Below are 13279 nucleotides of genomic sequence, written 5' to 3' on the forward strand. Positions count from 1 at the left end.
CGTCGGTGCCTTCCTTCTGGACGCCGGGAATGCCGCCGAGGAACTTGTCGGTGACGTCCTTGCCGAGCCCGATCTTGCGGCAGGCGGCGCCCGGCAGGGTCAGGATTTCTTCGCCGAGCAGCTTCTTGCCCGACGGATCGAAGCGTTTGAGGCGGAATTCGACGTTTTCCTGCTCATGGATCTTGCCGAAATTGTGATTGACCCGTTCGACTTCGAGCCAGTTGCCGTCCGGATCGACCATCTTCCACCAGGCCAGGTTGTCGAGCGCAGTGCCCCACAGCACGGCTTTCTTGCCGCCGGCGTTCATGGCGATGTTGCCGCCGATGCAGGAGGCTGAGGCCGAGGTCGGATCGACCGCGAAGACGCGGCCAGCCAGCGAGGCAGCCTCGGAAACCCGCTCGGTGACGACGCCGGCGCCGGTCCGGATGGTCGCGTAGGGCGTTTCATGGCCGGCCAGCACGAGTTCCTCGACCGGGCCGATGTCGATCAGCTTTTCGGTATTGATGACCGCCGCGTACGGCGTCAGCGGCACGGCGCCGCCGGTGTAGCCGGTGCCGCCGCCGCGGGCAATGATGGTCAGACCGGCTTCGATACAGCCGCGCACGAGGTGGCCGATTTCTTCCTCGGTGTCCGGGTTGAGCACGACGAAGGGGTATTCGACGCGCCAGTCGGTCGCATCGGTGACGTGCGAGACGCGGGCCAGGCCGTCAAAAGCGATATTGTCCTTGCGCGTGTGCTTGCTCAGGATGCGCGTCACCTTGCGGCGCAGATCCAGGGTTTCGCCAAAACGTTCGGCAAAGCGGTTGACCGCAAGGCGCGCCGCACCGACCAGGCGTTTGACCTTGGCCGCCCGTTCCGGGTCCTCGCCTTCGCTTGCTTCGCGCCGTTTTTCAACCTCGTTGAGCCGGTGGTGCAGGGCGTTAACCAGCGCATCGCGGCGCTCGCGATTGTCGAGCAGATCGTCTTCGAGGTAGGGGTTGCGCTGGACGACCCAGATGTCGCCCAGCACCTCGTAGAGCATCCGGGCCGAACGGCCGGTGACGCGCTCGGTGCGAAGATCGTCGAGCACCGCCCAGTTGTCGGCGCCAAGCAGGCGGATGACGATTTCGCGATCAGAAAACGAGGTGTAGTTGTAAGGTATTTCGCGCAAGCGGGCGGTCATGGGGGCAGCCGGGGTCCGTCAAAAAGTGGATTTTAGCGTATTGCAGGGCAGCACGCGGGGACAGGTAGACGTGCACCGCCGCTCAAAGGTTCAGCCTCCCTGGCGGCCGCCCACTGCCGACCCAGCCGGCATTCCAATTTCGGCCCGTTTTTCGGGTTGACCGTGGGCATCGATTGATTTCGGCTAGAACCATCAACTCACGGCGGTCTGGGCAATCAGCCAGTAGCGGGCCAGCTTGCCGATGGCCATGAAAACGCAACAGGGAAGCCAATGCAGGCGCAACCAACCGGCCGCGAGGCACAGCGTGTCGCCGATCAGCGGCGCCCAGGCGAGCAGCAGGGCAGGGCTGCCCCAGCGTTCGAGGCGGTCGCGCTGCGGCAGGTTTTCGAGCTTTTGCCAGCGCGGCAGGTAGCGGCCGCACCACCATGACGTCATGCCGCCGGCCGTGTTGCCCACGGTGGCCAGGGCCAGCGCCGGCCCCATTTCAGCCGGATGCAGGTGCAAAAAGCCCCACAACAGCGCCTCCGAACCGCCGGGCAGCACCGTCGCCGAGAGAAAACTGGCCACCAGCAGGCCCCAAAGGCCGCTTTCCGCCGTGACGTTTAGCCACTCCACCCGTAGAATCTCCCTTTTGCCTAAATGAGTTGCGCGCAATGCACCCGGATTATCTCGAAAAAGTTCTCAACGCACAGGTTTATGACGTCGCCGTCGAAACGCCGCTCGACCTGGCCAACAACCTTTCCGCCCGGGTTGGCAACAAGATTATTCTGAAGCGCGAGGACATGCAGCCGGTGTTTTCGTTCAAGCTGCGCGGCGCCTACAACAAGATCGCCAGCCTCTCGGCCGAAAAGCTCAAGCGCGGCGTCATCTGCGCCTCGGCCGGCAATCACGCGCAGGGCGTCGCGCTGTCGGCGAAGAAGCTGGGTTGCCGGGCGGTCATCGTCATGCCGACCTCGACGCCGGGCATCAAGATCGATGCTGTCCGCTCGCGCGGCGGCGAAGTCGTGCTGCATGGCGACTCCTTCGATGAAGCCTACGCCCATGCCGTTGAGCTCGAAAAAACCGAGAAGCTGACCTTCGTCCATCCCTTTGACGATCCCGAAGTGATCGCCGGGCAGGGCACCGTGGCCATGGAAATCCTCCGCCAGCATTCGCGCCACAACGGCCCGATCACCGCCATCTTCTGCGCCATCGGCGGCGGCGGACTGGCTGCCGGGGTGGCCGCCTACATCAAGCGCCTGCGGCCGGAAATCAAGGTCATCGGCGTTGAAACCTTCGACGCCGACGCGATGAAGCAGTCGCTGGCCGCCGGCAAGCGCGTTCGTCTCGACCAGGTTGGCCTGTTCGCCGACGGCACCGCCGTCAAGCTGGTCGGCGAAGAAACCTTTCGGCTGTGCAAGGAATACCTCGACGAGGTCATCCTGGTCGACACCGACGCCATCTGCGCCGCCATCAAGGATGTTTTCGAGGACACCCGCTCGATTCTCGAACCGGCCGGTGCGCTCGCCGTGGCCGGCGCGAAAGAGTACGCCCGCCAGCACAAGCTCAAGGACAAAAACCTGATCGCCGTCACCTCCGGCGCCAACATGAATTTCGACCGCCTGCGCTTCGTCGCCGAGCGCGCCGAGTTCGGCGAACAGCGCGAAGCCGTTTTCGCCGTCACGCTGCCCGAGAAGCCTGGCGCCTACAAGAAATTCCTGGCCCTGATTGGCAAGCGCAACGTCACCGAATTCAACTACCGCTACCACACCGCCAGCGAAGCCCACGTCTTCGTCGGCGTCCAGGTCGCCGACCGCAAGGAATCGCTCAAGCTGGTCGACAGCCTGCAAAAGCACGGCTACCCGACGCTCGACCTGACCGACGACGAAATGGCCAAGAACCATATCCGTCACATGGTCGGCGGCCACGCCGCAGCAGTGTGTAAAGAAGGTCTGAACGAACAGCTTTACCGCTTCGAATTCCCCGAGCGGCCGGGCGCCCTGATGAATTTCCTGACCCAGATGAGCGCCGGCTGGAACATCAGCCTCTTTCACTACCGCAACCACGGCGCCGACTACGGCCGCGTACTGGTCGGCATGCAGGTGCCGGCGGGCGACATGGGACAGTTCGAAGAATTCCTCAAGAACCTCGGCTACGCCCACTGGGACGAGAGCCAGAACCCGGCTTACAAGCTGTTTTTGGGTTGAGAAATTCCGCCCGGCTGGCTGCCCAGCCCCCTTCGAGCTGGCTGGCCAGCCATTTCAATTTTGAGCCTTTTCCCCGGTAGACCGTGGGGAAAGCGGCTTATTTACCGCGAATTACCCCATAACATCAACTTTCATTGGGTAACCAAATTTGCCTGATGTACACTTACCCAACAATATCTGTATTTATTGGGTAAGCCATGAAAACCCCGGTCCTGTTTCGCCCGAACCAGCCCGCTTTCCGCCAACAATACGCGGCACTTAGAGAGCGGTCACTCACCGCCGGAGCCTTTCTGCCCGGCACTCCGGGCAGTTTGCAACTACGCCGCGGCACCGGCTACGCCTACTGGTACCGGGTCTATTACCCGGTACCCGGCAAGCAGGCGGAAACGCTGGTCGGCCGCAAGGGCGATAACGCCGCCGAAAACGCCATGCGGGCGCAGATGGATTTCGCCGAATCGACTGCCCGTCAGGTCGGCATGCTGCGCAAACTCGGCTTTCACGTCGCCGACAAGGCCAGCGCCCGCGCCCTGGTTGAACTGCACAACCTCGGCGCGTTCGAAAGCGGCCTGCTGCTCGCCGGCAGCCTCGGCTGCATCGCCTGGCTCAACGAACTCGGCGCCCGTCTGCGCCAGCCGGCCGGCGAGCCGGCGATCTCGCCGCGCCTTGAACTGGTCGCGCCGGAGGCATTTTTGCGCCAGCCACTGACAGCAACCTTACCCATCGTCGCCGCACCCGAAGCCAGCGCCGTGCCGAGCAGTGCCGCCCCGACCGAGCTTTCTCCCCAAGCCGCCGTCGCCTTGCCCGGCCTGGCCCCCATGCCGGCCGACATTCTCGTTGCCGGCCCGGGCTTTGGCGCGGCCGTCTCGACGCCGGGGCTGGCCTGGTCGGCGACAACCATTCCCGACCATGCCTACCTGCTCGCCGCCCCGATGCCCGGCGTGCTGCTCGCCGGCGGCCATTGCATCCCGGTTCGCCTGCCGCAGGCGGCGCGTCTGGTCTGGCACCAGCTATCGGCCAGCTGCCGCCGCGCGGCACCGCAGGCCGCGGTGGACTGCCGGCTCGCCCTCAGCCTCGCCGCCGTCGTCCTCGCCGAGGACCCGTGGGCCATGCTCACCGCCTGGGAAACCGCGCCGGCCGCCATCACCGAGCCGCTGCGCCCGTTGTGCGCCAGCCTGCGGGCGAGCGCCGCCGCCCACCCGGAGGTGCAGGATCTGCTGGCCGACTGCCTTGGTTTGCCCTTGCCGTGACCCCTTGGCCGATGTCGATTTCAGCCTGCTTTTCCGGTTGACCGTGGCAATCGTTCCCCAATCCAGCTGGCATCGCTAAACTGCGTCTTTTCCTCAAAACGGCCACGCCATGACCCCCGAAGCCTTCATCGCCCGCTGGAAAGACAACACGCTCACCGAGCGCGCCGGAGCGCAGGCCCACTTTGACGATCTCTGCGACCTGCTCGGCGTCGCCAAGCCGCGCGACCCGGACAGCTACTGCTTCGAACGCGGCGCCAAGAAGGCCGGCGGTGGCGATGGCTGGGCCGACGTCTGGAAACGCGGCCACTTCGGCTGGGAAAATAAGAAGCCCGGGCGTGACCTCGGCGCCGCCTTGAAGCAGCTCACCGACTACGCCCTGCAACTCGACAACCCGCCGCTGCTCGTCGTCTGCGACCGCGAACACATCGTCATCCACACCGCCTTCACCGGCTACCCGGACGAAGCCCGCGAAATCCGCATCGAACAACTGGTCGAGCCGGAAGCCCGGCAAATCCTCCAATGGGTGTTCACCGACCCCGAAAAGCTGCGTCCCGAGAAGTCGACCGCCGCGATCACCGCCCAGGCCGCCGGCCAGTTCGCCCAACTCGCCGCCGCCATGCGCGGGCGAGGGCAGGACGGGCAGAAAATCGCCCACTTCCTTGTCCAATGCCTGTTCTGCATGTTCGCCGAAGACGAGCAACTCCTCCCCGCCGGCATCTTCACCGACCTCCTCAAGCACGCCGGCAACGATGCCGACAAAGCCACCCGCCGTATCGAAAAACTGTTCGTCGCCATGCAAAGGAAAGGTGGCGACTACGGCGACCACGACATCGCCTGGTTCAACGGCGGCCTGTTCAAAAACATCGAAATTCCCGCGTTGACCGCAACCGACCTGCAAGCCCTGCACCGCGCCGCCGCCGACATGGACTGGCGGGCCATCGACCCGACCATCTTCGGCACCCTGTTCGAACGCGGCCTCGACCCGGCCGCCCGCGCCCCGCTCGGCGCCCACTACACCGATACCGGCACCATCGCCAAGCTGATCAAGCCGCTGGTCAGCGAACCGCTCGCCGCCGAATGGCAAAACACCCGTCGGCAAATCGCCGAACTCGCCCCCAAATTCGGCATGGTCAAAGGGCGCAAAAAGAACGAATACCGCCCCAACGACGCCCTGCAAAACGGCAACACCCTGCTCCAAGGATTCTTCAACCGCCTCAACGCCTTCCGCGTCCTCGACCCCGCCTGCGGCTCCGGCAACTTTCTCTACCTCGCCCTCAAAGCCCTTCGCGACATCGAAAAACGCGCCCACATCGACGCCCAGGAACTCGGCCTGCAGCCCGAACTGTCCATGCACTCCGGCCCGCACAACATCCTCGGCCTTGAAATAAACGAATTCGCCGCAGAGCTTGCCCGCGTCACCGTCTGGATCGGCGACATCCAATGGTGCCGCCGCAACGGCTACCCGCACGCCATCAACCCCATCCTCAAACCGCTCGACGGCATCGAACACCGCGACGCGCTTTTGACTTTCTCACCCATCCCCCACCCAGCCTCCCCCTTGAAGGGGGAGGAGTCCGCCTCACTCCCTCCCCTTCAAGGGGAGGGTCGGGGTGGGGATGGGTTAAACGCCGTCGAAGCCATCTGGCCCACCGCCGACGTCATCGTCGGCAACCCGCCTTTCCTCGGCGGCTCGGTCATGCGCGGCGAACTTGGCGCCGCCTACGTCGAAACCCTGCGCAACACCTACGACGGCCGCGTCCCCGGTGGCGCCGACCTCGTCACCTACTGGTTCGAAAAAGCCCGCGCCCAGATCGCAGCGGGAAAACTGCAAGCCGCCGGCCTCGTTTCCACCAACTCCATCCGGGGCGGCGCCAACCGCAAGGTGCTCGATCGCATTGTCGACACGACGCGCATTTTCGAAGCCTGGAGCGACGAGGAATGGGTCAACGACGGCGCAGCCGTGCGCGTTTCGCTGGTCGGATTCGGGCCGATTTTTCCGGTTGACCGTAGCAATCGGCTGGATGGCGCCAAAGTGGGGGCGATTCATGCCGATTTGACTGCCAGCGAGGGGCTCGACCTGACCAAAGCAATCCGTCTGCCAGAAAATGCCTCGACCGCATATCTGGGCATGAAAAAAGGCGGCGACTTTGATATCCAAAGTGAAACAGCTTTCCTGTGGCTAAAGCAGCCAAACCCACACGGCAGCCCCAATAGCGAAGTCGTAAAGCCGTGGGTCAATGGCACCGACATAGTCAAAAGGCGCCAGGACAAGTGGATCGTTGATTTCGGGAACGAAATGCCGGAAAGCGAGGCGGCGCTGTACGAACTACCATTTGGTCACGTCCTCGAAAACGTAAAGCCGGAGCGTGAAAAGAACAACCGCGAAATCAGGCGCCGCTATTGGTGGCGCTTCTCTGAACCTATGCCCGCCCTACGCAGAGCGGTTGCACTTCGATCCCGCTTTATCGTCACACCACGAGTCTCAAAATACCGAATTTTTGCGTGGCGCGATGCGCAAACGGTTCCCGACGATGGCGTTGGCGTCATCGCCCGCGCCGACGACACCACCTTCGGCATCCTGCATTCCCGCTTCCACGAGCTCTGGTCGTTAAGCCTTTGCACCTGGCTCGGCGTCGGCAACGATCCGCGTTACACCCCGACCACCTGCTTCGAAACCTTCCCCTTCCCGCCTGGCCTCACCCCGCGCGACACCGCCCCGGTCGCCGGTCAGGCCTCGCCGCCGTGCATGGCCGGCGAGATCATCGCCGCCAACATCGCCGCTGCCGCCCGCCGCCTGAACGAACTGCGCGAAGCCTGGCTCAACCCGGCCGAGTGGGTCGACTGGGTGATCACCCCGGAAGAGGAAAAAGCCGGCTTCCCGAAACGCCCGGTGGCCAAGCCCGGCCACGAGGCCGACCTCAAGAAGCGCACCCTGACCAACCTCTACAACGCGAAGTCGGCTGGCAAAGCGGCCTGGCTAGCCCTCGCCCACAAAGCCCTCGACCAGGCCGTCGCCGCCGCCTACGACTGGCCCGACTACACCCCCGAAACCCCCGACGACGAAATCCTCCGCCGCCTGCTGGCGTTGAATCTGGAACGGGCCGGGCAGCCATGAGTGAGACGCCCTACGCCTTCAAGGTCGGCGACAAGGTAGTTCTGACGTACCTTGGCCCGGATCAGCCAGAAGGCGTCGTGACGGGTATCAACGCCCTGCGAACCTATCCATTGCTCTACACGGTTTCGGTGGCTTTCGAGTCCGGCCAGGAATTAGCCTTTGGCCCGGCCTGCCTCCACCCGGCCAGCGAAAAAGCCGTGCTGCCGGTTCCCCTCTGGCTTCCTGAACCGCAGCCGTTCGCCGTCCCGACGCCAACCCGTAGCCCGCAATTGACCCTGGACTGGGAGGAGGATATTTCGGAGGCGGCGCTGGCCGAAGCTGTCGCCGACTGGGAGCATTCAGTCGGATGTATCGAGTCCGGTTTCGACTACAGCGAAGACATTGAGGAATACCAACTCGATATCTTCGCTCGGGAGGAGATTCACACTATTTTGCTCGGTTTCGCCAGCCTGAATATGCCGGTATCGGATGCCCTGGCGACCAGGATCGCCAGCACTGACCGACGTTATTTAGATTTGACGGTTGAGGGAAGTAGCATCTACGCCGCCTGGGATCATGATCCGATGGCTTTCTGGTATTACTTCCGCTGGCCGCGCAAACCGTGACCAGGACGAGTTCATCCGCCGCCTGCCAGCCAGCCTTGAATCTGGAAGGTGCTGAAATTGCGCGAAAAGAATTTAACTTTTAGTTAGCGATTTGCTAACATACTTCCATGTACCAGATCGATTACACCCGCGATGCGGTCAAGGCCTTGAAGTCAATGCCGCGCAACGTGTCGCTGCAGATTCGCGGCAAGATCGAGTTGCTGGCGGCAGACCCTTTCGCGGCGAACAACAACGTCAGGAAGCTGGTCGGTCGCGAGGCATATCGGTTGCGGGTGGGCGACTGGCGGGTGATTTACGAAATCGAAGGCGGACGGCTGGTGATTCATGTGCTAACCGTGGCGCCACGTGGAGGTGCTTATCAATGACTGGCATTCAATTTATCGAACGTGATGGCAAGCGCGAATTCGCGGTGATTCCCATCGAGTTGTATGAGCGTCTGTCCGCTGCGCTGGAAGATGCCGACGATGCGGCGCTGTTCGACACCGTGCGCGCCGCCGACGATGGCTTCCGCATCCCTGCCGCCGTGGCCAACGCCTTGCTGGACGGCGAGCAGCCGGTGAAAGTCTGGCGCGAGCAGCGCGGCCTGACGCAGGAGGCGCTGGCTGGAAAAGTCGGGATCAGCAAGGCCTACCTTTGCCAGATCGAAAACCGCAAGCGGGTCGGAGCGCTGAAGACGCTGAAGGCCCTTGCCGACGCGCTAGCCTTGCGGGTGGACGATCTGCAGGAGGATTAGCCGGAGCCCGAATTTTCCGGTCGACCGTAGCATTCGCTCGCCGGCCGCCAGCTCAGCACGTTTCGCTATAAGAAACTTCGATTTGATTCTTTTCGAAGCGAAACAGTCGTTTTAGACTGTGGGCTTCCCTTTCCGGAGTCGGTCATGAAAATCGCCAACAACGTCACTGAACTGGTCGGCAACACGCCGCTGGTCAAGCTCAACCGCGTTACCGCCGGCTGCGCCGCGACGGTGCTCGCCAAGCTGGAATTCTTCAACCCGGGCAGCAGCGTCAAGGACCGCATTGCGGTCGCCATGCTCGACGCCGCCCAGGCCGCTGGCAAGCTCGGCCCGGATACCGTCGTCCTCGAACCGACCTCGGGCAACACCGGCATCGGCCTGGCCATGGTTTGCGCGGCACGCGGCATCAAGTGCGCGTTCACCATGCCGGAAACCATGAGCCGCGAACGCAAGCTCCTGCTCAAAGCCTACGGCGCCGAGCTGATCCTCACCCCGGGCCCGGACGGCATGGGCGGCGCGATCAAGAAAGCCGAGGCACTGGCTGCCGCCGATGCCCGCTATTTCATCCCGCAGCAGTTTGAAAATCCGGCCAATCCGGCCGTGCACCGCAGCACCACGGCCCAGGAAATATGGCGCGACACCGACGGCCAGGTCGATATTTTCATCGCCGGCGTCGGCACCGGCGGCACGGTGACCGGCGTCGGCGAGGCGCTCAAGGCGAAGAACCCGAAGGTGCAGATCATTGCCATCGAACCCGACGCCTCGCCGGTGCTGTCCGGCGGCCAGAAGGGGCCACACCCGATCCAGGGCATCGGCGCCGGCTTCGTCCCGGCCGTACTCAATACCGCCATCTACGACGAGGTGATCCGCGTCAAGAACGACGACGCGCTGACCATGGCCCGTCGCATGGCGACCGAAGAAGGCCTGCTCGTCGGCATTTCGTCGGGCGCCGCCAGCTGGGCCGCGGTCGAAGTCGCCAAACGCCCCGAGAACGCCGGCAAGAACATCGTCGTCATCATTCCGTCCTGCGGCGAACGCTACCTGTCGACCGTGCTCTTTCAGCACCTCGAAGTTTGAGCCGGGTTTGAGTTCTTTCGACGAGCCCATCGACCGGCGCCACTCCGACTCCATCAAATGGGGCAAGTACGCCGGTCGCGATGTCCTGCCGCTGTGGGTCGCCGATATGGATTTCGCCGCGCCGCCGGCCGTCATCGAAACCCTGCACCGGCGCATCGAGCACGGCGTTTTCGGCTATGGCGGGCCATGGCCATCGCTTACCGAGTCAGTGCTCACTCACCTCGAAAGCGAATACGGGTGGCCTATCGAAGCGGAGTGGATCGTCTGGCTGCCGGGGCTGGTCAGCGGGCTCAACGTCGCCTGTCGGGCCATCGATGGCGAGGTGCTGACGGCCACGCCGATTTACCCGCCCTTCCTCTCCGCCCCGCCGTTCTCGGGCCGCAAGCTGAACCGCGCCGAGCTGGCGTGCACCGACGACGGCTGGCATTTTGACCATGCCGCGTTGCTGGCCGTGCTGACCCCGGACACTGAGCTGTTCCTGCTCTGCCACCCGCACAATCCGGTCGGTCGCTGCTGGCGCCGCGACGAACTGCTCGAACTGGCGGCGCTGGCCGAAGCCCACGACCTGATCGTCTGCTCCGACGAAATCCACTGCGGCCTGATCCTCGACGCCGACAAGCGCCACATCCCGTTCGCCAGCCTGTCGCCAGAGGCCGCCAAACGCAGCATCACGCTCATGGCGCCGTCGAAAACCTTCAACATCCCCGGCCTCGGCTGCGCTTTCGCGGTCATTCCCGACGCCAGCCTGCGCCAGCGCTTCGAACACGCCATGCACGGCATCGTCCCGGACGTGAATGTCCTCGGGCTGGCCGCCTGCGAAGCAGCCTACCGCGATGGCGGCGACTGGCACCGCGCATTGATCGGTTATCTGCGCGCCAACCGCGATTGGGTGATGGCTACGGTCAACCGGGAAAAAGGGGCAAAAATGAAAACGGTCGAAGCCACCTATCTGGCCTGGATCGACGTCCGCGAACTCGGGCTAAGCAACCCGGCCGCGCATTTCGAAAGGCACGGCCTCGGCCTTTCCGACGGCGCCGATTTTGGCGCCCCGGGCTGGCTGCGCCTCAACTTCGGCTGCCCGCGCAGCACGCTGGAAGAAGCCCTCAAGCGTTTCAGCGCGGCCTGCCGGGCCGCATGAACACCTACCTGCTGAGCCTTTATTTCCTGTTTATCGCCGCCCTGAGCCAGGCGCTTATCGGCGCTTGGGCGTTGAAGTCGTCACTCCGGCGGGATCTGCCCAGCGAGCGCTGGCGCCTGTGGGTCGCCGTCAGTATCGGCACGTTGCTCCTCGCGCTGCACCACAGCTACACGCTCAACCTCGCCCTGCAAACGGGACTTTACGATTTCCGTCAGGCGACGCTGGCGATGCTGGCCGGACTGGCGACGGGCTTCGCCGTCTGGCAGCTCAGGCGGCTGAAATTTTGAAACTGCCGGCTTCGGTGACGATCCAATCGAGCCGCTGATCGTGGCTTTCCGGCCGGATCGTGGCTAGCCGATTGGTCTCGAAGCCAACGCCAACAGCCAGCGGGCGAGGGGAGAGCGCGGCCAGCGTCCGGTCAAAATAGCCGCCGCCATAACCAAGCCGATAGCCCGCCCCGTCAAAGCCGTTAAGCGGTAGCAAAATGAGGTCAGGCTGCACAAAAGCCCCGGCCAGCGGCGTCGGAATTCCATAACGGTCCGGCGTCAGGGGCGTTTGCGCCGTCCACACCCGAAAAGCCAGCGGCGCATTCCCGGCCACGACGACGGGCAGCGCAGCCTGCGCGCCGAGTGCCGTCCACCTTTCAACCACCGCCCGGACATCCGGCTCATGCTTGATCGGCCAGCAAAAAGCGACAATGCGGGGCACCGGCAAGGCCGCCAGCAAATGCTCGACAATGCGCCCCGACAGCCCGCCATGCGCCGCCTCGCTGAGCGCCGCCCGTCGCCCCACCATGTCGCGTCGCAATGCCCGGCGCCAGGCCGTGTTATCCTCGTTCGGTTCAACCATGGCACTAATCTAGCATGAAGTTTCGCCGCATCCTCATCGCCCTCGCGCTCCCCTGTTTGCTCCCGTTTTCGGTCCTTGCCCAGAGCGACGGCGACAGCGCTTTCCTGACCGCCCGCGACGCCTTTCGGGCCGGCGACTACAACAAGCTGGAGCAGGCCAGCAGCCAGCTCGGCAACCACGAACTGGCCGTGTACGCCGAGAACTACCGGCTGCGCATGTGGATGGAAAAAGGCGACCCGGAAAACCTGCGCGACTTCCTGCAACGCAATGAAGGCAGCTACGTCGGCGAAAAGCTGCGCGCTGACTGGATACGCTGGCTCGGCAAACGTTTGATGTGGAACGAAGTCGATGCCGAATTCCCCAAAATGCTCGCCCCCGAACCCGATGTCGTCTGCTACAGCCTGCAGGCACGCCTCGCCCGCGACGACCACAAAGCGATCGCCGAAGCCGAAAAGCGGTGGCTGACCATGCTCGAACCGCCCGAATCCTGCCGGCCGGTTTTGGACGCGCTGGTCGTCAACCAGCGCATCACGGCCGATGAAGTCTGGGCGCGCGCTCGCCGCCAGGTTGAAGCCAATCGGCCGGTCTGGGCCAAAACGACGCTGAGTTATCTGCCGGACAGCGAGATGCCGGACAGCAAGGCTTTCGACAGCGCCATCAACAACGCCATGCGCTACCTCGTCCGCCAGCCGGGCAACTGGTCGGCCAGCCGAGCCGGGCGCGAACTCGCCGCCTTCGCCATCGCGCGCCTCGCCGCCAACGACCCGCGCATTGCCGCCGACGAGCTGGAAAAGATCAAAAACAAGCTGCAGGAATCGGAACGTCAGTGGGCCTGGAGCCAGATCGCCCTGCTCGGCGCCAAGAAGCACATGGCCGAGGCGATAGACTGGTATGCCAGCGCCGGCCAGGCTGCACTGTCGGACGAAGGGGCGCAATGGAAGGTCCGCGCCGCCCTGCGCGCCCAGGACTGGGGCGTCGTTCGCGACACCATCGAGGCCATGCCGGCCGAACTCGCCGGCCGCCCGGAGTGGATTTACTGGCTCGGTCGGGCCCTCAAATCAGGCGGCCGGACGACGGAGGCCGACGCGCTGTTCGAGAAAATCGCCGGCCAGACCAATTTCTACGGCAATCTGGCCGACGAGGAACTTGATCGCAAGATCGCGCTGC

The 13279-nt window shown here is 64.0% G+C and carries 12 protein-coding genes and 1 pseudogene; 10 read left to right on the forward strand and 3 right to left on the reverse strand.

All coding sequences use genetic code 11. The features are described from left to right. Positions 1–1162: DUF3683 domain-containing protein (locus ADADOO_RS11265; protein WP_511277605.1), on the reverse strand; the 1162-nt coding region annotated here is incomplete at its 3' end. Between the two features lie 192 nt (positions 1163–1354). Next, the gene (locus ADADOO_RS11270; protein ID WP_511277606.1) at positions 1355–1777 is read right to left on the reverse strand and encodes a YqaA family protein; all 423 of its coding nucleotides are present in this window, start codon (positions 1775–1777) and stop codon (positions 1355–1357) included. A gap of 38 nt (positions 1778–1815) precedes the next feature. On the opposite strand from ADADOO_RS11270, the gene ilvA reads away from it, so the two are divergent. The 9 genes from ilvA (at position 1816) to ADADOO_RS11315 (ending at position 11550) form a co-directional block, all read left to right on the forward strand. Then, positions 1816–3348 carry a threonine ammonia-lyase, biosynthetic gene (ilvA, locus tag ADADOO_RS11275; protein ID WP_511277616.1) on the forward strand — a complete coding sequence of 511 codons (1533 nt, stop codon included), beginning with the start codon at positions 1816–1818 and terminating at the stop codon, positions 3346–3348. Positions 3349–3545: 197 nt separating this feature from the next. After that, positions 3546–4595 carry a nucleotidyltransferase family protein gene (locus ADADOO_RS11280; protein ID WP_511277607.1) on the forward strand — a complete coding sequence of 350 codons (1050 nt, stop codon included), beginning with the start codon at positions 3546–3548 and terminating at the stop codon, positions 4593–4595. Positions 4596–4704: 109 nt separating this feature from the next. Continuing rightward, positions 4705–7710: a class I SAM-dependent DNA methyltransferase gene (locus ADADOO_RS11285; RefSeq protein WP_511277608.1), complete on the forward strand. Its 3006-nt coding sequence runs from the start codon at positions 4705–4707 to the stop codon at positions 7708–7710. Beyond that, positions 7707–8315, forward strand: a complete 609-nt coding sequence (locus ADADOO_RS11290) for a hypothetical protein (protein ID WP_511277609.1) — start codon at positions 7707–7709, stop codon at positions 8313–8315. The genes ADADOO_RS11285 and ADADOO_RS11290 overlap by 4 nt, the downstream gene beginning before the upstream one ends. Positions 8316–8422: 107 nt before the next feature. After that, positions 8423–8680 (forward strand): type II toxin-antitoxin system RelE family toxin, encoded by a 258-nt coding sequence (locus ADADOO_RS11295; protein WP_511277610.1) that lies wholly within the window; start codon positions 8423–8425, stop codon positions 8678–8680. Next, the gene (locus ADADOO_RS11300; protein WP_511277611.1) at positions 8677–9048 is read left to right on the forward strand and encodes a helix-turn-helix transcriptional regulator; all 372 of its coding nucleotides are present in this window, start codon (positions 8677–8679) and stop codon (positions 9046–9048) included. The genes ADADOO_RS11295 and ADADOO_RS11300 overlap by 4 nt, the downstream gene beginning before the upstream one ends. Positions 9049–9192: 144 nt before the next feature. Continuing rightward, entirely contained in the window at positions 9193–10125 is a 933-nt protein-coding gene (gene cysK, locus ADADOO_RS11305; RefSeq protein WP_511277612.1) for a cysteine synthase A, read from the forward strand. Between the two features lie 7 nt (positions 10126–10132). Next, positions 10133–11263: a MalY/PatB family protein gene (locus ADADOO_RS11310; protein ID WP_511277613.1), complete on the forward strand. Its 1131-nt coding sequence runs from the start codon at positions 10133–10135 to the stop codon at positions 11261–11263. Beyond that, positions 11260–11550 carry a hypothetical protein gene (locus ADADOO_RS11315; RefSeq protein WP_511277614.1) on the forward strand — a complete coding sequence of 97 codons (291 nt, stop codon included), beginning with the start codon at positions 11260–11262 and terminating at the stop codon, positions 11548–11550. Before ADADOO_RS11310 ends, ADADOO_RS11315 begins: the two co-directional genes overlap by 4 nt. On the opposite strand, the gene ADADOO_RS11320 is transcribed toward ADADOO_RS11315, so the two are convergent. Beyond that, positions 11531–12112 (reverse strand): 5-formyltetrahydrofolate cyclo-ligase, encoded by a 582-nt coding sequence (locus ADADOO_RS11320; protein WP_511277615.1) that lies wholly within the window; start codon positions 12110–12112, stop codon positions 11531–11533. The genes ADADOO_RS11315 and ADADOO_RS11320 overlap by 20 nt on opposite strands. A 14-nt stretch (positions 12113–12126) precedes the next feature. On the opposite strand from ADADOO_RS11320, the pseudogene ADADOO_RS11325 reads away from it, so the two are divergent. Continuing rightward, a pseudogene (locus tag ADADOO_RS11325) lies at positions 12127–13279 on the forward strand (lytic transglycosylase); the annotation flags it as partial.

Source organism: Azonexus sp., assembly GCF_036170495.1.
GTDB lineage: Bacteria > Pseudomonadota > Gammaproteobacteria > Burkholderiales > Rhodocyclaceae > Azonexus.

Excerpts from the sequence above, each read along its gene's own strand:
- ilvA (WP_511277616.1), top strand. The coding sequence starts at position 1,816 with ATGCACCCGGATTATCTCGAAAAAGTTCTCAACGCACAGGTTTATGAC.
- ADADOO_RS11280 (WP_511277607.1), top strand. The coding sequence starts at position 3,546 with ATGAAAACCCCGGTCCTGTTTCGCCCGAACCAGCCCGCTTTCCGCCAA.
- ADADOO_RS11285 (WP_511277608.1), top strand. The coding sequence starts at position 4,705 with ATGACCCCCGAAGCCTTCATCGCCCGCTGGAAAGACAACACGCTCACC.
- ADADOO_RS11290 (WP_511277609.1), top strand. The coding sequence starts at position 7,707 with ATGAGTGAGACGCCCTACGCCTTCAAGGTCGGCGACAAGGTAGTTCTG.
- ADADOO_RS11295 (WP_511277610.1), top strand. The coding sequence starts at position 8,423 with ATGTACCAGATCGATTACACCCGCGATGCGGTCAAGGCCTTGAAGTCA.
- ADADOO_RS11300 (WP_511277611.1), top strand. The coding sequence starts at position 8,677 with ATGACTGGCATTCAATTTATCGAACGTGATGGCAAGCGCGAATTCGCG.
- cysK (WP_511277612.1), top strand. The coding sequence starts at position 9,193 with ATGAAAATCGCCAACAACGTCACTGAACTGGTCGGCAACACGCCGCTG.
- ADADOO_RS11315 (WP_511277614.1), top strand. The coding sequence starts at position 11,260 with ATGAACACCTACCTGCTGAGCCTTTATTTCCTGTTTATCGCCGCCCTG.
- ADADOO_RS11320 (WP_511277615.1), bottom strand. The coding sequence starts at position 12,112 with ATGGTTGAACCGAACGAGGATAACACGGCCTGGCGCCGGGCATTGCGA.